At 42.2% G+C, this 18,498-nt stretch carries 14 protein-coding genes and 1 pseudogene; 4 read left to right on the top strand and 11 right to left on the bottom strand.

Features of this window, described 5'->3' with window-relative positions; all coding sequences use genetic code 11:
- Positions 1 to 7: 7 nt before the first annotated feature.
- Positions 8 to 598, bottom strand: coding sequence for an SDR family oxidoreductase (locus MHH50_RS14800; protein ID WP_076280650.1), 591 nt, complete (start codon positions 596 to 598; stop codon positions 8 to 10).
- Positions 599 to 754: 156 nt separating this feature from the next.
- On the opposite strand from MHH50_RS14800, the gene MHH50_RS14795 reads away from it, so the two are divergent.
- Entirely contained in the window at positions 755 to 1,663 is a 909-nt protein-coding gene (locus tag MHH50_RS14795) for an AraC family transcriptional regulator (RefSeq protein WP_076190385.1), read from the top strand.
- 565 nt (positions 1,664 to 2,228) lie between these two features.
- On the opposite strand, the gene MHH50_RS14790 is transcribed toward MHH50_RS14795, so the two are convergent.
- On the bottom strand, positions 2,229 to 3,725 hold the full coding sequence (locus MHH50_RS14790; RefSeq protein WP_340034535.1) for a glycoside hydrolase family 43 protein: 1,497 nt from the start codon (positions 3,723 to 3,725) through the stop codon (positions 2,229 to 2,231).
- 143 nt (positions 3,726 to 3,868) lie between these two features.
- On the opposite strand from MHH50_RS14790, the gene MHH50_RS14785 reads away from it, so the two are divergent.
- A complete protein-coding gene (locus tag MHH50_RS14785; protein WP_076125669.1) occupies positions 3,869 to 4,732 on the top strand; it encodes an AraC family transcriptional regulator in 864 nt (287 codons plus the stop codon).
- 460 nt (positions 4,733 to 5,192) lie between these two features.
- On the opposite strand, the gene MHH50_RS14780 is transcribed toward MHH50_RS14785, so the two are convergent.
- Positions 5,193 to 6,173, bottom strand: a complete 981-nt coding sequence (locus MHH50_RS14780; protein ID WP_076125870.1) for an aldo/keto reductase — start codon at positions 6,171 to 6,173, stop codon at positions 5,193 to 5,195.
- Positions 6,174 to 6,525: 352 nt separating this feature from the next.
- Here MHH50_RS14780 and MHH50_RS14775 point away from each other — a divergent pair, with 352 nt between their 5' ends.
- Both MHH50_RS14775 and MHH50_RS14770 read left to right on the top strand, forming a co-directional pair.
- On the top strand, positions 6,526 to 7,656 hold the full coding sequence (locus MHH50_RS14775) for a glycosyltransferase family 61 protein (protein WP_340034534.1): 1,131 nt from the start codon (positions 6,526 to 6,528) through the stop codon (positions 7,654 to 7,656).
- 430 nt (positions 7,657 to 8,086) lie between these two features.
- Positions 8,087 to 8,302 (top strand): annotated as a pseudogene (locus tag MHH50_RS14770) (TetR-like C-terminal domain-containing protein); the annotation flags it as partial.
- Between the two features lie 318 nt (positions 8,303 to 8,620).
- Here the strand turns inward: MHH50_RS14770 and MHH50_RS14765 are convergent.
- The 8 genes from MHH50_RS14765 to MHH50_RS14730 all read right to left on the bottom strand — a co-directional run bounded on the left by MHH50_RS14765 (position 8,621) and on the right by MHH50_RS14730 (position 18,494).
- The gene (locus MHH50_RS14765; protein WP_340034533.1) at positions 8,621 to 10,480 is read right to left on the bottom strand and encodes an ABC transporter ATP-binding protein; all 1,860 of its coding nucleotides are present in this window, start codon (positions 10,478 to 10,480) and stop codon (positions 8,621 to 8,623) included.
- Positions 10,467 to 12,206 carry an ABC transporter ATP-binding protein gene (locus MHH50_RS14760; protein ID WP_076278449.1) on the bottom strand — a complete coding sequence of 580 codons (1,740 nt, stop codon included), beginning with the start codon at positions 12,204 to 12,206 and terminating at the stop codon, positions 10,467 to 10,469. Before MHH50_RS14760 ends, MHH50_RS14765 begins: the two co-directional genes overlap by 14 nt.
- A gap of 18 nt (positions 12,207 to 12,224) precedes the next feature.
- Positions 12,225 to 12,710: a nitroreductase gene (locus MHH50_RS14755; protein ID WP_076184571.1), complete on the bottom strand. Its 486-nt coding sequence runs from the start codon at positions 12,708 to 12,710 to the stop codon at positions 12,225 to 12,227.
- Positions 12,697 to 13,089 (bottom strand): hypothetical protein, encoded by a 393-nt coding sequence (locus tag MHH50_RS14750; RefSeq protein WP_076125684.1) that lies wholly within the window; start codon positions 13,087 to 13,089, stop codon positions 12,697 to 12,699. The genes MHH50_RS14755 and MHH50_RS14750 overlap by 14 nt, the downstream gene beginning before the upstream one ends.
- A gap of 202 nt (positions 13,090 to 13,291) precedes the next feature.
- On the bottom strand, positions 13,292 to 14,896 hold the full coding sequence (locus MHH50_RS14745; protein WP_340034532.1) for a response regulator: 1,605 nt from the start codon (positions 14,894 to 14,896) through the stop codon (positions 13,292 to 13,294).
- The gene (locus MHH50_RS14740; protein WP_340034530.1) at positions 14,886 to 16,652 is read right to left on the bottom strand and encodes a sensor histidine kinase; all 1,767 of its coding nucleotides are present in this window, start codon (positions 16,650 to 16,652) and stop codon (positions 14,886 to 14,888) included. The genes MHH50_RS14745 and MHH50_RS14740 overlap by 11 nt, the downstream gene beginning before the upstream one ends.
- A 103-nt stretch (positions 16,653 to 16,755) precedes the next feature.
- Positions 16,756 to 17,595 carry a carbohydrate ABC transporter permease gene (locus MHH50_RS14735; RefSeq protein ID WP_076125690.1) on the bottom strand — a complete coding sequence of 280 codons (840 nt, stop codon included), beginning with the start codon at positions 17,593 to 17,595 and terminating at the stop codon, positions 16,756 to 16,758.
- Positions 17,595 to 18,494, bottom strand: a complete 900-nt coding sequence (locus MHH50_RS14730) for a sugar ABC transporter permease (RefSeq protein ID WP_076125692.1) — start codon at positions 18,492 to 18,494, stop codon at positions 17,595 to 17,597. The genes MHH50_RS14735 and MHH50_RS14730 overlap by 1 nt, the downstream gene beginning before the upstream one ends.
- Between the last annotated feature and the right edge of the window lie 4 nt (positions 18,495 to 18,498).

Raw genomic sequence — 18,498 nt, 5'->3', positions numbered from 1 at the left:
GTCTCCTTTAGATTTTGCGTTTGTTTACTCCTAAACTGCGGCGAATTTCCATATCTGGTGACTCGGCCAATTTAACAACTAATGCAGCCACACTTTTTCGCGACACTTCTCTCCCTTTAAAAGGTTCACCTTTCTGAGTTATTTCGTAGTCTATCTCGTCTTTATAGGTAAACCATCCAGGTCTCAGAATTGTATAGTTAAGATTTGAAGCTTCAATAATTTCTGCAGATTTACGATATGGATCCAATATACTGCTGTACTTCTCTCCTGGAACTTCATCGTAAATGCCCATTGAGCTGATAAAAATCAAACGTTTAAGACCAGTGGTGTTCATTGCTTCAACGATGGTCTTAGACATTTTCTCCAAATTACCTGCCAGATTAGCATAAACAACATCTTGCCCGATCATCGCTTCTTTTAATTGCTCACTATCCAACACATCTCCTTCAACTACTCGAGCACGGCTGGATGTTATATGGCTTAATCTGTCCGAGTTACGGAGATAAAGTGTTAAGCGGGCATCGGTTTCGTTCAAAAACAAATCAATCGCATGTCGTGCAATTCCGCCATTAGCTCCTATGATCAAAACATTGCTCAATTTCAAAACCCCTTTCTTAGTTCTAATTATGCGATAAATGAAGTGAACGCCGTTATCTCAATTATCTTAAATGATTGCCTATTCCTCTCACTATCACTAACACAAAAGATGTTTTTACTTTATAATTGAATAAGAACAAAACATTAGGAGGAGCACATGTCTAAAGAATTACTAGAGCGGAAAGAAGAACTCGCCAGATTGATTGAACATCATTCGAGCCAGGATGGAGTATATGAGACCGCTATCCCCTCATTGTTTGTGATTCGTAACTCCAATGTGACCGAGCCAGTATACAGAGTATACAAACCTTCTTTATGTTTCATTGCGCAGGGAACAAAGGAGATCTTATTGGCCAAGGAGCGTTTTGAGTATGGTCCCGCAAATTATCTAATATCATCAATGAATTTACCCGTTATCGGTCAGATTATAAAAGCTTCTCCCAACGCACCCTATTTAAGCTTTAAGCTAGAATTCACGCAGAGTCAGATTTTGAAAGTACTAAATGATTCCGAATTTAAACTCGCTCCGAAAGAAAATGCTAAGCGAGCTATGTATGTCGGGCAGATAGAGTTATCACTATTGGATGCGATCCTGAGATTGGTACGTTTGCTGGATGATCCCAAGGACATTCCGTTTTTGGCTCCGATTTATACTGATGAAATTCTATACCGGCTTCTGCAGGGACCCTATGGAGTTACACTCGCTCAAATTGCGATGGAAGGTAGCAGCACCTACCGCATTCGGGAGGCCATCGAACAGATTATCGAGAACTGTGATAAACCTTTGCGGATTGAAGAGCTTGCTGAAACAGCCAATATGAGTATTTCTTCGTTCCATAGACACTTCAAAGAGGTAACTGCCATGAGTCCTATTCAGTTTCAAAAGCATCTGCGCTTACAGGAAGCTCGCCGCCTTTTATTATCTGAATCAGCGGATGCAGCGGATGTCGCGTTCCGTGTTGGCTATGAAAGTGCATCACAATTCAGCCGCGAATATTCTCGGATGTTTGGTTCACCCCCTAGAGCAGACATCAAGCGTTTGAAGGAAAATATGCTCATAGGATAAAAGCGAACGTGTTCTTCATTCACAATATGGAACTATCCGCTAAAGACCAACATGTATAGGTAACCTTTGCGCACACGCTGATTCTATCGGGCTGGTCCTATCAGGCTTATCCTATCAGGCTTATCCTATCTGCTGGTCACTATCGGACCCAGGGGACCTTAAACGCAGTATTATCTCACATTTGGGATGCTAAAGGACCGCATAGCCGCTATTGGCTCAAAAAACACTCAATAAGAATCTATTTCGAAGTAATAGCTGCATTGGGGTCCGAAACTATGCTTAAAAAGTGATAAATACGCAAATAACGTCCTCTGAGTCCTTAAGCCTAAGAGGTTGATAAATACAAGCTGAGGCAGACAACCAACGACGACAAAAAAACAACGATATCCAAACAACAACAACAACAACAACAACCAAAAAACAACATCAACAACAACCAATAAACAACTAAATCCAACAACCAAAAACCACAAAGCAGCGATTCATCCATACTTGGAGAATCGCTGCTTTGTATTTTTCACAAGCTAACACTGCTTTTTCTGACGATCACGTAGCCGACCGCCTTTTATTTCTTTTGATAGCTAAACCAATCATAATAAGCAGTTGTTCCATAAGGAGAGTAGTTATACATGCCGAAGAATACTCCAGTAAATCCGCCTGCGACTTCAGTAGATATCAAGTGTGTCTCGGCTTCGCCAAGCAGATGCCATATTTGATCCACACCTCGATAGTAAAATATATATTTTTCAGGTAATACCTGGATTCTCAATTCTACCCCTGTTCCTTCGAAAGCCGAAGAATATGCCACATCACTAATGCTCCCTACCTGTCTGCGCAGCGTAATAACATTTTCACCTTCCATCTGCGTTAGTCCAATTGCGTAGTGATACTTCTGATCCATAAAAACTACAAGACCAGCTTCGTCACCCTCAAGAGGGCGAAATTCCATTTTGGTGGTAATTTCACAATTCAAATGCCGCTGTCTACAGCCAATAAAAGCAGGCGTACCCTTCTCATTTAATCTCACATCTGATCCACGTAAAGCTAGCCACCCTCCCCGTTCCTGCAATGACCAATCCACCTTATTAGCATTACGTATGAAATTCCAGCTCATTCTTAGGTCAGATTGATCAAAATCGTCGGTTTCAGGCTCTTCTTCCCACGGCATTGGTGAAGGCAGGTCAGCTTCCATTTCTAAACCAACCACTCCGTTATCACCAATCATTGGCCACCCCTCCTCCGTCCACTGAACAGGAGCCAAATATGTCTCTCTGCCAAGATGATGATGGTAAGGATAACCTACTGGTCGAATCCCCAGAAATACCGCCCACCAGCTACCATCCTGTGCTTCAACTAAATCGGCATGCCCTATAGCTTGAATGGGGTAATCTGAACTTCGATGTGTCAAAATGGGATTGTGAGGAGACGATTCATAAGGCCCATATGGCGATCTACTTCTTGCAATAGTCTCCATATGTCCATATTCTGTCCCACCTTCCGCACACATCAAATAGTAGTAATCGTTTATTTTGTAAAGATGTGGACCCTCAGGGAATTTCCCTCCGCTACCAGTCCAGATCAAGCGTGTATCGCTAAGCTTTTGACCCGTTTCAATATCAATCTCACATTGGTAGATCCCCATCCCTTGCTCGGAGCCTGTGCTTGTGAAATAAACCTTTCCATCGTCAAAAAACAAGGAGGGATCAATGCCTTCTTGCTCCACATAAAGTGGATTCGACCATTCGCCTGCCGGGTCATCCGCCCAAACGTAGAAATGACCTCCGCTATCCTGATTTGTCGTAACCATATAAAAACGACCGTTATAATAACGAAGAGTCGGCGCCCAAACACCTCCGGACACCACGGATTCATCAAATTGAAGCTGATTCTCACGAGTCAAACAGTACCCAAGCTGCTTCCAATGCACCAAATCCTTGCTGTGCCAAATGGGTATTCCCGGAGAATAGGCAAATGAACTGTTTACCAGATAATAATCCTCGTCTACTCTGCAAATGCTTGGATCTGGATAAAACCCCGGGATAATCGGATTGTTATATTTCATGTAATATTCTCCTTCTCTATCTTAATCACTGAAACCTATGTCAAGGATTATACTGCTTCAACTGGATAGAAAGCCTTGATTATTCGGTCCTAAAATAGCATGATATAGACATTCATCTAGACAAGCTTTTGGAGGGTAACGAGTTGAGTGAATTTTATTTAAAATGGTTTACATCTGATCGTCAATTTCCATTTTTTATTCAATACGGCTATCACGACGAAGACACCGATCTACATAGACATGCGGACTTTTCAGAGCTCGTAATTGTATTGAGTGGCACAGCTACACATATTGTTAATACTGAGGAGTCTTTTATCAAAAAGGGAAATGTGTTTGTAATTAATGGTTCGACCCCGCATGCTTTTAAAGATCCTCAGGATTTCAAGATCTGCAATGTTATGTTTCAGCCTGAATTGCTATCGACGGCCGGAGCGGATTTGCGGACATCCAACGGCTTTCAAGCCTTATTTGTGTTGGAACCCCTGTATCGTCATAAACATTCCTACACAAGCAAACTCAGCTTGCCGATTCCTAACCTGGAGTATGTCTCTTTTCTCATTGCGGGTATGATTGAAGAATATCACAACAAGCTACAGGGTTATCAGACCATGCTGGGCTCCAAGTTTATGGAACTGGTCGTCTATTTGTCCAGACATTATGACCCACAGGAAAAAGGGATTCAGGGGAACCATCTGATGCATTTGGCGAATGCACTCTCATATATGGAAGATCGTTATCTTGAGCCGTTAACACTGGATCAGATCGCCAAACATTCGGACATATCAGTCAGACACTTAAACCGGATCTTTCGCTCCTACTATCAGACAACCCCGATCGCTTATCTTCATCGTTTACGTCTGGAACGGGCTTGCGGGTTATTAAAGCATTCTAATCTCAGTATCACCCAAATCTCACATGAATGCGGGTTTAGTGATAGTAATTATTTTACTCGCCAATTCACTAAAATCTATGGGATGTCACCCAAGGTCTATAGGAACAAGCTTTGAGGGTAAAAAAAGAACACCAGGCAGCGATTCTCCTATTATTGGAAAATCACTCCCTGGTGTTTTTGAATTAATGCGCATTACCTGATCAGATTATGGGCAAGTGAATATAAACAGACTAATGGTCGCTAATCGCTTATAGCAAACCTTGAACTTGAGGCGATCGGAATTTACTCTCCGCATTCATGTAGCTCTACGTTTTAATGGAATCTGGAAAATAACTGCATTCTATACACTTATTCCGTACGCAGAAAGAACCTTCATACTTTAACTGCACTTTATACAACTAAAAACAACCAAACCTACCTAATGGGTAGAAAATCAAGGAAATAGATGTACGAAGTACACTTATATCCCCGAGCTGAGTGATTTGAAGGAATATAGCTGTACGAAATACAGTTAAACGTTGGTAAACAACGCTGACTTCGGCTCTACGGGATTATCCTCCCCCATTGATTTTTTATTAATTAAAACCAACGATGGAATGTGGTACATAAGGCTCCTCTAAAAACGCAATTTCTTCAGAGGTTAAAGTAATGGATAACGCACCTACGGCATCTTCGAGATGCGATGTTTTTGTAGCCCCGATGATAGGTGCTGTAACTGGTTCTTTTTGAAGCAACCAAGCAAGAGCGATATGAATCCGTTGAACACCGTGTTTTTCGGCGATTGTCGCAACTCGCTCCACGACTAATTGATCGGTATCGGCAGTTCCATCATATTTAGATTTTTGAATCTGATCAGTTTCTGAACGATGAGTTGATACCGCCCAGTCTCGCGTAAGTCTTCCTGATGCAAGGGGACTATAGGGAATAACACCAATATTCTCTTCCTTACAAAGCGGCAACATCTCTCGTTCTTCCTCACGATAGATAAGATTGAGATGATTTTGCATAGATACAAATCGGGTCCAACCGTTTTTCTCCGCTACATATAACGCTTTTTGAAACTGCCAAGCATACATTGCTGAGGCACCTATGTATCTTGCCTTACCAGCCTTCACTACATCATGAAGAGCTTCCATCGTTTCTTCTATAGGTGTGTGATAATCCCAGCGATGAATCTGATATAGATCTACATAATCTGTTCCCAATCTCTTGAGACTCTTATCAATCTCACTCATAATTGCTTTCCGGGATAATCCTGCTCCGTTCGGACCTTCATGCATACGGTTAAAGACCTTAGTTGCTAAAACAATCTCGTCTCGATTGGCATAATCCTTAAGCGCTCGTCCAACGATTTCTTCACTCGTTCCATCGGAGTATACATTCGCTGTATCAAAAAAATTAATACCCAGGTCAAGCGCTTTTTTTATGATAACACGGCTCTGCTTCTCATCAAGCACCCATTGATGGATCCAACGTTCGGCAACGCCAAAGCTCATACAACCTAAACACAGTTGGGATACATCCAGCCCCGTTTTTCCAAGTTTTGTATACTTCATTTATCTCGAATCCACACTTTCCAATTAAATTGTAATATCCTATTGCCCTGTCTTAAAGGGTTACATATTAATTCATAAAACAGCTCCAACGCATACCGATGAAAAGGAACTGCGGAATAGTTAACACTTCCGGCAGTACATTGCACCTAATCGATGATTTAAACGGCGTTTGAATAAACTGAATTTATATTCAATCCTGGTCCATGTCAAGCCTATTAATCAAGTAATAACAGCATTTGAATCAAATCTTGTTCATCCGCCTCTTTCCGTGTAAGTCTGTGTCCGAAGATTGTTCATTTCATAAAATAGCTTAATAAGGTTTCTGCGCTTCTACTTGGGAATATGAGGTGACATGATGTTATTTTCTGCACAAGGGGTACCACCCCAAGGATATTACCAAAGCATCTGGGACTTTACTTCCCACAACGAAAACAGTACAAAGGAAGCGGGGAATGTCGTTCCTTTTGACTTCGGACGGGCGGCTGAGTTCAGAGCGCCTAAAAGCATTGAAACGAGCATTGCTCCAGCACTAACACCTTATTGTTTAAAGCCCTTTGGCGGATACGTTGCCACCATTTCCAGAGGGAAGGTATGGGGAGAATCTGGTGCTGTTCTAACACCAGAAGGGAAATTGATCTTTGATCTTTCCCAAGAATATGACGCCAAGCAATATAGGATGCTTGAAGCAGATGAGCACCCAGTGTTTCGCCGGTGGAATGATCCGCAGCTTCAACATTTTGCCGGGACCGCGGCGGTGTTAACCTTTTGCGGAGACCATAACTATTTTCATTGGATGTATGATGTGCTTCCTAGATTAGCGATGCTTCAATCGAGCGGAATCACTTACTCCACTATTATCATGAATCCAAATCCGTATGGACCCTTTGTGGAACAAACGTGGGCCATGCTTGGGATATCCGAGTCATTGGTGATCCGGACGAATTCAGAAGTATATGTTCAGGCTGACCGGCTACTTGTCCCTTCCTTAATGATGAATTCACATTATCCTCCTTGGACCACGGATACACTGCGAAGATTTTTGTTGCCGCATAGAGAAACAACACTAGTCACTCCAGAACGTTTTTATATCTCACGAAAAAAAGCAAGCTCAAGACGGTTGGTTAATGAAGATGATGTCATCCGCTGCCTTGAGAATTTTAATATCGTACCGATTTGTCTAGAGGACTGGACGGTTGCCCAGCAAATCCAATTATTCGCCTCAGCGAAAGTAATCGTAGGTCCACATGGTGCTGGACTCGCTAATCTGGCTTTTTGCCAGCCTGGAACACAGGTCATTGAAATTTTCCATGCCCAGCATGTTGTTCCAACCTATTGGATGATCAGCAACCATAATAATCTCGAATATTATATGGTGTACGGGCAAGGTGTACCCGATCCTGCGATTCGTTTTCCAGGACTGGAGGACATCTATGTGAACGTAGATCGTCTGAAACAAACGATGCATCTGGCAGGCTTGGAATGAGAAGAATGCTTACTACTTTCTCGAATTCAAAAAGCGCAAAGCATATTTTGCTTTGCGCTTTTTAAGAAACATAGATTTAATCACGCCGTGTTACATACTTCAACCATAGCCCATCATCCGCAAGTTTTTCTACACTCTTCAAGCTAAAATTTGCTGGGGGCTGTTGTTTCATAGATGCATCCATTTCAAATAAGGTCACAGAATTAGAGGCACCATCTGCGATGGGAACTATAACCAGGCTCAACTCATCAATTAAATCTTCATTCAGGAAAGACCCGTTTAAAATGCCCCCACCCTCCAGCATCAATTTATCGATTGAGAATAATTGAGTACTTCAATAATATGATCCTCTGTTCTATTGTGACTTCCTTCTGAAATTCAAAACTCAAGATGCGCTCAAAAAGGCTGTTATTGAAAAGGTGCTCCTTATTTCCGAAATCGTTTCTTAAGCTTTCTTCTCGATGAGTTTAGACATGAAGTAACTACCACCGAAGGCATAAACGAAGGGTTACATGAAGAGGTTATTATTAGTTTTGTTGCATCGGCTTATGCAGGGGTAGTGGAATGGTGGTTCAAGAATGAAAGACCTGTGACCTATCAAGTCTTGGATGAACAACTCGGAACGTTATTAGAGAGGAATTTATAAAAAAAAGCGGCGATTCTCCTATAATAGGTGAAACGCCGCTCTTTTTTATCGGGCATTAATTACGCCAATAGATTACACATCTTTTTAAGGACTTCGGTCCCAGATGACGTTATTTGGTAGTTTTCAGCTCTTGAAACAGGGCTTCAGACCTCAAGGACGTTATTCCTTAGAAAGTGACTTATATTTTGTGTTTTTCATGCCAATAGCTGCAGTGGGGTCCTTTAATCTTCTGAAAATCAGAAAATCTTGCCTTTAAGGTCAGAGGAGTCCGATAAAAGCATCTACTTACAAATGTTATCAGTTCAAGTAAAGATTCTTTTAAATCGCTCGTTTGAACTGGGTATTGTACAGCTCGTAATAAACACCTTGCAGCGCAAGAAGCTCTTTATGACTGCCTTGCTCGGCAATTCCGCCACCCTGAATAACGAGTATACGATCAGCATCCTGGATGGTACTAAGCCTATGGGCGATCACAAAGCTTGTTCGTCCCTTCATTAGCTTTTCCATCGCCTGTTGAATATGCATTTCCGTACGCGTATCCACACTGCTGGTTGCCTCATCTAGGATCAAAATAGCTGGATCAGCTAGAATGGCGCGGGCAATCGTTAAAAGCTGACGCTGGCCGTGGCTCAAATTACTGCCTTCCGCATGGAGAATAGTCTCATATCCATGCGGCAGTCTATTGATAAAGGCATCTGCATTGGCCAATCTTGCCGCTTCCTCTACCTCTTGGTCTGTCGCATCAAGACGTCCAAAGCGAATATTTTCCCGAATCGTTCCCGAGAATACATGCGCGTCTTGCAATACCATTCCCAATTGACTACGAAGTGCATTTTTATCCAGCTCTCCAATATCGCGGCCATCAATGAATATGGAGCCGCCGCTTAAATCATAGAATCTGATCAGCAAGTTGACAATGGTCGTTTTTCCAGCTCCCGTTGGGCCAACAAGCGCAATTTTCTCTCCGGGTTTTGCTTCAAACGTAACCCCACTCAGAATTGGTGAATCCGGCTTGTAAGCAAATGAAACGTCCTTGAAAACAACGTTCCCTTTTAACCTTGGCAGATCGTCACTTTGTTCATCACCGTCACCGTATTCGGATGGCATATCCATAACTTCAAACACACGCTCCGCACCAGCAATTGCCGACTGAATTAGATTGTACTGGTTAGCAAGATCGGAGATCGGGCGTCCGAACTGTTTGGAATACGTAAGGAAGCTAACGATTACGCCAACCGTAGCCATGTTATGAAAAGCCATCCAGCCACCCACCCCGGCAATGATCGCAAATCCAAGGTTATTAATCATGTTCATGACCGGTCCCACTAATCCGGAAACAATTTGTGCCTTAATGCCGACTTTATTCAACTCTCCGCTGATTTTGCGGAACCGTTTCACTTCTGTCTCTTCCCTGCTGTATTGTTTGACTACTTTTTGTCCGCTGATGGTTTCTTCGATAAATCCACCCAACTCACCTAGATGGCGTTGCTGATTTTTAAAATAAGTTCGACTTAAACCTATGATTTTACGGCTGGACAATAACACAAGAGGGATCGTTATCAGTGAAACTACGGTCAACGGAACGTTCATCATTAACATGATCACTAGTGAACCGCTTAGGGTGATCAAACTGTTTAATAACTGGGTCACACTCTGATTAAGTGTACTGGATACGCTCTCTATGTCGTTGGTTGCCCGGCTCATTAGTTCTCCGTTAGCTTGCGTATCAAAAAACTTAATAGGTAGCTGTTGGTATTTGCTGAACAGATCACGACGCAGCTCAAACACGGTATTCTGTGAAACGGATGTCATAACATAGGCTTGCACCCAAGCAACCACACTGCTTAGCCCATAAATACCTATTAGGAGTAGACAAAAGCGAATAAGACCCTGATAATCGTGAGGAATTACGGCAGTATCAATCGCTTTACCGATTAGATAAGGCCCGATCAACGAAAGGATTGCATTCAACACAGTAAATACATATACAATGATTAACCCGAAACGCTGGCGGTTCAAATAAGTCCAGATGCGTTTGAGAGTGCTCGCTTGATTCTTAGCACGTACGATTGGCACAGCTCCGCCCCGTCCGGGGCCAGATCCAGGCCCAGATCCAGGTCCGAATCCGCCTGATCGATTAAAAGGAGTGGTGTTCATGCCGTTATTAAGCTTTGACATAAGGCACCTCCTCTCCCTTCATCTGTGATCTCCAGATATCTCTGTATATTTCACTGCTGTTCATAAGCCCATCATGTGTACCTTGTACAGCAATTCGGCCATTTTCTAATACCAGAATACGATCAGCATCAATTACAGAGGTGACACGCTGAGCTATCAAAATATTCGTGCTGCTGCGCAGCCGTGTTTTTAACATCTGCCGGATTCGTGACTCTGTCGCTGCATCGAGCGCACTAGTGCTGTCATCCATAATGAGGATTGTTGGCTGAATTAAAAGTGCCCGTGCAATCGAAAGCCGCTGCTTTTGCCCACCGGACAGGTTAATGCCACGCTGGCCGAGCTCTGTATCGTAACCCTGTGGAAGTTCTAAAATGAAACTGTGAGCTTCAGCGGCTATTGCTGCTTCTTCCACTTCCTCATCTGTGGCATCCGGTCTGCCGTATCGGATATTATCGCGGATAGTACCGCTGAACAGAATAGCCTGCTGCATAACAAATCCGATTCTGCTACGCAAATCTTCCAGAGCAATCATACGAGTGTCGGAGCCATCAATTGTAATGGATCCAGAGGACACTTCGTAAAACCGGGGAATGAGGCTGACCAATGATGATTTACCAGTACCGGTGGCACCAAGAATGGCCACTGTTTCTCCTGGCTCCGCAGTGAAATTAATATCGTCTAACACTAGATTTTCATCCGAAGGATCATAAGCAAAAGATACATTGTCAAATACAATCCGACCGTTGTGTATGGCATCTTTTTTAGCGTTGGCAACTTCTTTAATCTCACTAATGGTGGAAAATACTTCATTCTCCCGATCGGCAGAAACCTTGGCTCGTGAGAAGAAGGTCAACATATTGCTTAACATCAGCATTGACATCAACAATTGGGTTATATAGTTAATAAAAGCAATCAGCTGACCAACTGGCAGCCCACCGTTCCAGCTTTGCACTCCCCCAAACCATAGTACAGCAACAATACTGGCATTTAGTACAAGCATCATTAGCGGCATATTTAATGACATTAACCGTACCGCTTTTATCGCAATTTCTGTATAATCCTTGTTAGCTGTATTAAAGCGTTTCTGTTCATGGTTAGCGCGGACGAATGCTTTGACTACACGAATGCCTGATAAATTTTCCTGCAACACTGTGTTCACACCGTCTAATTTGACCTGCATTTTCTGAAACAAAGGAAAAGAAAGTCGGATTAACCCATACAAAATTAAACTCAAGAGTGGCACGGCAACGGCTAGGATGAGGGTCAGCATAGGACTTATCCGAATCGCCATCACCAAGCTTCCGACTAATAGCAAGGGAGATCGAATACTCCGCAAAATCATTTGCACAAAGGTTTGCAGCTGTACCACATCATTTGTTAATCGTGTAATCAGTGAGCCCGTCTTCAATTGATCCAGGTTCTTATTAGAAAATTTCTGAATATGTTCAAACAAGCTAATCCGCAAATCATTTCCGAAGTTTTGAGAAGCAATACTCGAAAAAATAGTGCAGCCCACCCCACCAATTAGACCGATAAATGCTACACCAAGCATGATCAGTCCGGTCGAGAAAATGTGAGACAAGTCTTTTGTCATGACACCCTTATCCACAATGCTCGCCATGAGCGTGGGCTGCAGTAAATCCATAGTTACTTCGACCAGCATCAGCAATGGTGCCAACACACACCACACCCAATATGGCCTCAAATAATGCTTAAGCTTCCACATTCCGCCACCTTCAATTGTTTAAGATAAATACGTGATTTTAGAACTAATCGGTGTTCTGGGTTTCGCATTCGGCACTTCCTCCGGATACCCCATTCCAAATATCCCAATAACATCGTAATTTTCTTGAACACTAAGAATCTCACGATTATGAGGCAAAGCCCCCAGCGAAGCCCAATACGTACCTACACCTGCTTCATGTGCAGCTAATAAGAAATTTTGTACGAAACAAGCAGCAGCCATAACATTCTCATCGCGTTCAAACGCAGTTGCGGCAGGCTTAGACAGAACTGCAAAAACAACAGGTGCGTTGCCAAAATCCGTCTTATGCTTTAATTTCGCTCTAGTATTGGGTCCGATGAAAAGAAGCTCCCAAGGTTCGGTCATACGATGATTAGGAGCGTAACTTGCAGCCTCCAGCCATGAATGTAACTCCTCTTCACGAATTGGAGTCTGTTTGAATTGTTTTGTACTTCTACGGGTTTTAATGAGCTCAGTTATTTTCATCTTTTTCTTTACTCTCCTCTTTATTAACTTTTGATGTTGTATCTTCTGGAGCGATCTCATGAATCTGAAAGATTTGTTTAAACTCTTCAATGATCGCTTCCGTTGCTTTTAATTCACCGCTAACCACTTGTTTAATCGATTCAAGCTCAGGCTGATTTAACTGCCGCTGTAATGTAGCCCGGTTAACCATAAGCTTATCTAAAAAAGCGATGGCTCTGCCACGGCGAAAAGTTTGAGCACTTTTAGGATGTGGATCCATTGATTCCGTCATCCCATGTTTCATAAAGCCACGATCTCTGTGTTCGCCACGTCCCTCACGATCTCTGTGCTCTCCATGTTCCCTATGACCGCCACGTTTGCCGACATGTCCTTCACGCATTTTATTTCCTCCTTTTGCGGTGTATACATTTGTATACGCGCTCTTCATGTATACAAATGTATACGATAGAAACCATTTCTGTCAAGATCATTTTTCCATTTTGTAACATCATTATTGCTTACTTTATATCTAAAAAAAACAATAAAAAACCCGCATAAAGTGCGGGCTTAAAGAGAAAAATTATCAAATTCAACGGAGTGATTTATAGGGAAAAGCTATTTTTCTTATACTCCTGAACGGATACTCCCATTACTTTTTTAAAACAGTTACTGAAGTAAAATGGATCTTTAATGCCGACCTTTTCAGCAATTTGATAAGCTTTCCAATCCGTTTCATTCAGAAGCTTCACCGCTTTTTCCATTCTGCACTTGAGAAGATAATCCGTAAAGCTAATCCCTGTGTCCTGCTTAAAGATCCGGCTAAAGTAACTGGAATTCATGTGGAATTTATTCGATACATAGGATAAAGACATCTCCGGAATGTGCATCTCCTGTTGAATAAATTCTTTAACTTCATGGATAATATTATTAGTTTTTTTGCTTCGTGCCCGGGTTACTTGAGAGGTTATCTTCTCTGTGAGTTCAAGTAATGTCTGTTGCATGTCTGGCAGGCTATCGAGCTCAAAAATCCTTTTATATGGCGAAATATCGAAAGAAAGATTATTATCTAGTATAACTCCCATTTCAGCGAGTGAATTGATTAATGTGGAGACAAATTGGGCCGAAACCAGCCTAGCTCGTTCCACAGAAAAAGCCTTGGACTTCTCCAAATCCTGAAACATTTTCTCAATGGATTGCACAGCCTTGTCTAAGACACCAGCTTTTACAAAAAACAAAATTTCCTCAATTTCATTCGTCTTAGCTTCCCAGGATCGGCCCCCGAAATGAATTTCATCATTAAAAAAATAGATGGCGTTACTGCCCTTTAACTTACCATATCTAACTGCCTCCAGCGCCTCTTTATAGGATTCTTTGATCCTATTGAAATCCGTACAGGTACTACCTACGCCAATGCAAGCTTTACATCCAAGCTTTTCATGGAGCGATTGGGCCAGCCACTCTCCAATCTTCGTAAGATTCTGATTATCTTTTCTATTAAGAAGGACAATCCGTTGACTGTTATCAAAAAAAACTTCGATTCCCTCATAATCTTCAAGCGCGTAATCAATAAACCTCTTACAACGCAAAGACTGCAGGATTCGTTGTTCCTCCCCTTCTTCTAAGGGAATTTGAAGTTCAATAAGCATGATTGAAAACAAGCTGTTCGCTGATTCAGGAAAAAAGTAATGGAATCGGCTATCCAACTGATCGGGGTCCCAGAGGCCTGATAGCAAATCATTTAGAAATTTTTCTTTTAGTTGAACGGCGTGTTCTTTTAACTGTCGATTCAGCTCCTGATATTCGTTCCACCGCTCTGTCTCTTCCCGGATTTTCCCATGAAGATCTACCGCAACTCTTCGTACCTCCTCGGCTTGGAGCGGCTTCAAGATAAAATTTTGCACTCCAATGTCCAGGCTTCTTTTTGCATATTCGAATTCGGGATGTGCAGTGATGATCACAATTTTGACTAGCGGATACCTTTCTTTTATCAACCGGCTTAATTCCAGTCCATCCATAAAAGGCATACTGATATCTGTAAATACTACATCCGGTTTCATGGTTTCGATCAGATCTAACGCTTCGCTTCCATTCGAGGCCTCACCTACGAATCTGTAACCAACTGCTTGCCAATCTATAATGATGGGAACAATTTTTCTCGCATTAATTTCATCATCCACAATAATGGCTCTGAGCAGTTCAAGCTCCATGACTATTCCCCTCCTCAAGCGGTAGTTCCAATTCAATCCGAGTTCCTTCTCCCGGTGCACTGACCAAACTACAATTCATGTCCGCCCCATAGTACAGCTTCAAACGCATCAAAGTACCGCGCAACCCAAAACTGGACTCATTTTGCCCATAGGGCTCAGCTTGCATTTCCCGACGTTTGTCTTCATTCATCCCCACACCATCATCTTCCACGACTAGCTTCAGTCGATTCCCCTGAATACGGGCAAGGATGCGAATCTTACCACACTCCCCTAAAGGGCGAATACCATGATAAAGCGCATTTTCTACAAGCGGCTGAAGCGTCAATTTGGGTATCCGAACATACTCAGCTTCTTCCGACACCTCAATTTCACTGATGAAAATTTCTGGATAGCGAATATTTTGTATACTCAGATAACTTTTAGTGATCTCTACTTCTTCTCTTAACGTTACTACATCACTGCCCTTACTAAGACTCTGACGATAGAAGGCTGCAAGCTCAGAAATAATCTGGTACGCCTCATTATTATTTCCTGACAAAGTTAAATAGCCAGCTGATTCTAACGTGTTATATAAAAAATGTGGTTTAATTTGCTGCTGCAAAATATCCAATTCGAGTTTCCGAATCAATTTCTGTTCTTCTTTCTCCCGCTTCAGCGCTTGCTCAATGGTCATAATCATATTGTTATACCTATCTTTCAACTGGTTCAGCTCATCCGTTCTCGCCTCGTACCGAACCAAACTGAAATCTCCAATCTCCACTTTTTTCATGGATCGCAGCATATGTAAAATAGGTGTAGTAATGAATCTAGAAATCCAGACGGAACCTAAAAATATAGAAATGAAATTAAACAACATAATCATTAACAGCATCAGATTAAATTGACGATAGGGGCTTTCCCATTCCCCCAGAGGCTGAGCGCTAGTAAACCTCCAACCACGATCCATTGAAACCAGAGAAGAGATCAGATAATTATGATCTTTGATCTTTACGATTTTGCTACTGCCGAGCGGCACATCAAGCATAGAAGAGTTTGTATAGTTCGATAATTCAGGCCGTGAAAAATCAAGGAGTGTCTCATATCCAGTTTCGATCATTAAATCAGGTTTATTATCGTTGATCGAACGTTCATAGCTTTTTTTCAGCTCCTGAACCGTAATGTTCACGACTAATACTCCTATTTTCTTGGAAGTGTTCATGTCGTTTACGATGCGAATCAGAGAAATATATTGTGGATCCTGCTGGGGTTCCTTCGTCTCAAAATTGAAGATACCTCCGGCATTTTTCCTCCAAATTGCTTTTCCGTCTAAGGCGACCGCCTCGGAGTACCATTCCGCTGACTCGATCCCATCCGTTCTGATCGGTTTTGCAGACTGCAAATCAATCGCAAACTTACGTCCTGCATTATCGAATAGATACACAGAAGAGATAGAGGGCTCTGCGAGCATAAAATCTGACAGAGCAACCTCTAGCTTGTAAGTTAAAATTCCGATGTCGTTACCCGCCAGATCACTGCCCAAAATTTCCTGAACCGTATTGTTCGACACGATCATCTTGGAATAATTATTCGTGCTGTCAAGAAGTGATTCGATTCCGGAATTCATGGCGTTCAAGGTTTGAAGCGATACCTCACCTACCTTTTCCTCGGTGAATTTCTCATTGATTCGTTGGTACATAATACCGCTTGCAATCATGGAAACCACTAATAAGACCAAGTAGTAAAAAACGATTTGTGATCGGATACGTGCAAACCTCATCGGTAACCTCCTGGCCGACATTAAGCGAATACGGACTTTTATTTATAGCTTCTTCAATACGACACTAGTATAGCATTTTTCGAAAGATTCCTATCCCATTGCTTTAACCCTTAACTGCCCCGGCAATAATGCTTTTTTGGACTTGATTACTTAGGAACAAGTAGATAATGATCATGGGTAGTGTAGCCACAACCATTCCTGCGAACATAGGTCCAAATTCTGTGGCATAGGCACTTTTAAACGAATTGATGGCGACGGTAATTGTTGCTAAGTCAGGATCATTAATGAATGTATTGGCAAACATCAGTTCGTTCCAAGCGGATAAAAAAGTAAAGATGGAAGTGGTTACGATAGCCGGCTTTACAAGCGGAAGCATAATACGGAAAAAAACCTGATAAATATTGCAGCCGTCTACAACGCTGGCTTCTTCCAACTCCCCTGGCAGCGCTCTAAAGAAACCAATCATGATAAAGATTGTAGTAGGAAGTGCACTAACGGTATAAGGAATGATTAAGGCCCAAGGCGTATTCAGCAAGCTTGTCATTTTTAACATCTGAAAGACAGGTAGCAGCGTAGCATGAACAGGGATCATCAATCCCAGCATGAAGAAAGTAAGCACCACATTATTAAGCTTCCACTTCATTCTTGCGACAGCAAAAGAAACCATTGCCGATAACAGAGCAGAAATAATGACAGTTACCGTTGTATACATAAGGCTGTTCAAAAAGTTACGTGCGATATTCGCCTTAAAAAGTGCGTAGTCGTAGTTCGCCCACCGCCACTCATTAGGCAAGCCCATCACATTTGAGCCTGTAATTTCTATGTTTGTTTTAAAGGAGGAAAATACAAGCCACACGAGCGGATACAGTTGAATAACTGCGAAGATTAGAAACGCAATCTGCAAAACAACCTTTGGCCAGCGGCGGTTATGTGTTGTTGTCATTAGCTCTCCTCCTTATCATCGTAGGTTCTGATCAGTTTTTGTAGAACTAAGTAGAAAAAGAGACATTCCACAACCATAAACACGGCCATCGCGCTGCCGTACCCATACATATTGCGATTAAAAATCGACGAATACATCAATGTACTTGGAACACTAGTTTCCGGTGTAGGGTAGCCATTGGTCATAATGAAGACTAAATCGAAAAACTTCAATGATCCCAAAACAGCAAATATGACGCATACCTTCAGGATCGGTGAAATAAGTGGAATAGTGATAGAGAAGGCGGTTCTTATACTTGATGCTCCGTCAATTTTCGCAGCCTCGTACAAATCTTCAGGAATCCCTTTGATGGCAGCGTACATTAGAAGCATATGGTAGCCGATATATTGCCAAACGATTGGAATCATAACACTTATTAGTGCAGTTCCGCTTTCCGTTAACCAATCATGTGTCCAGGAGGACAAGCCTAGTTGATTGAGTATCGTATTCAGCAAGCCATATTCAGGCTGATAGATTTTCAGAAACATAACCCCGATGACAGAGGAAGATACCAAGACTGGAATGAAATACAAAGTACGATACAGCTTTTCACCCCACACCCCTCTGGCAAGAACCAGAGCGAGCACCAGAGCTATCGGAAGTTGCATGAAAACAGAAAGAACTGCCAGATACAACGTATTAAGTATCGAATGATTAAAATCCATGCCGTACGTATCTGCAAAAAATAAATCCTTATAAGAAGCTAAACCAATAAATTTAGCCGGTTGTATCCCATCCCAGTCCAGCAGACTGTAATACATAGACTGAAGGATCGGGAAAAAGCCAACAAGAATGTATAAAATCAAAGCAGGAACAACAAATACGGCGATAGCCTTTTTGTTTCCGAATACTTGATGCATACTT

Source organism: Paenibacillus sp. FSL H3-0302 (genome assembly GCF_037982245.1).
Classification (GTDB): domain Bacteria; phylum Bacillota; class Bacilli; order Paenibacillales; family Paenibacillaceae; genus Paenibacillus_AQ; species Paenibacillus_AQ odorifer.
The sequence above is the reverse complement of the archived record's forward strand: the minus strand, read 5'-3'. Positions and strand labels throughout refer to the sequence as shown.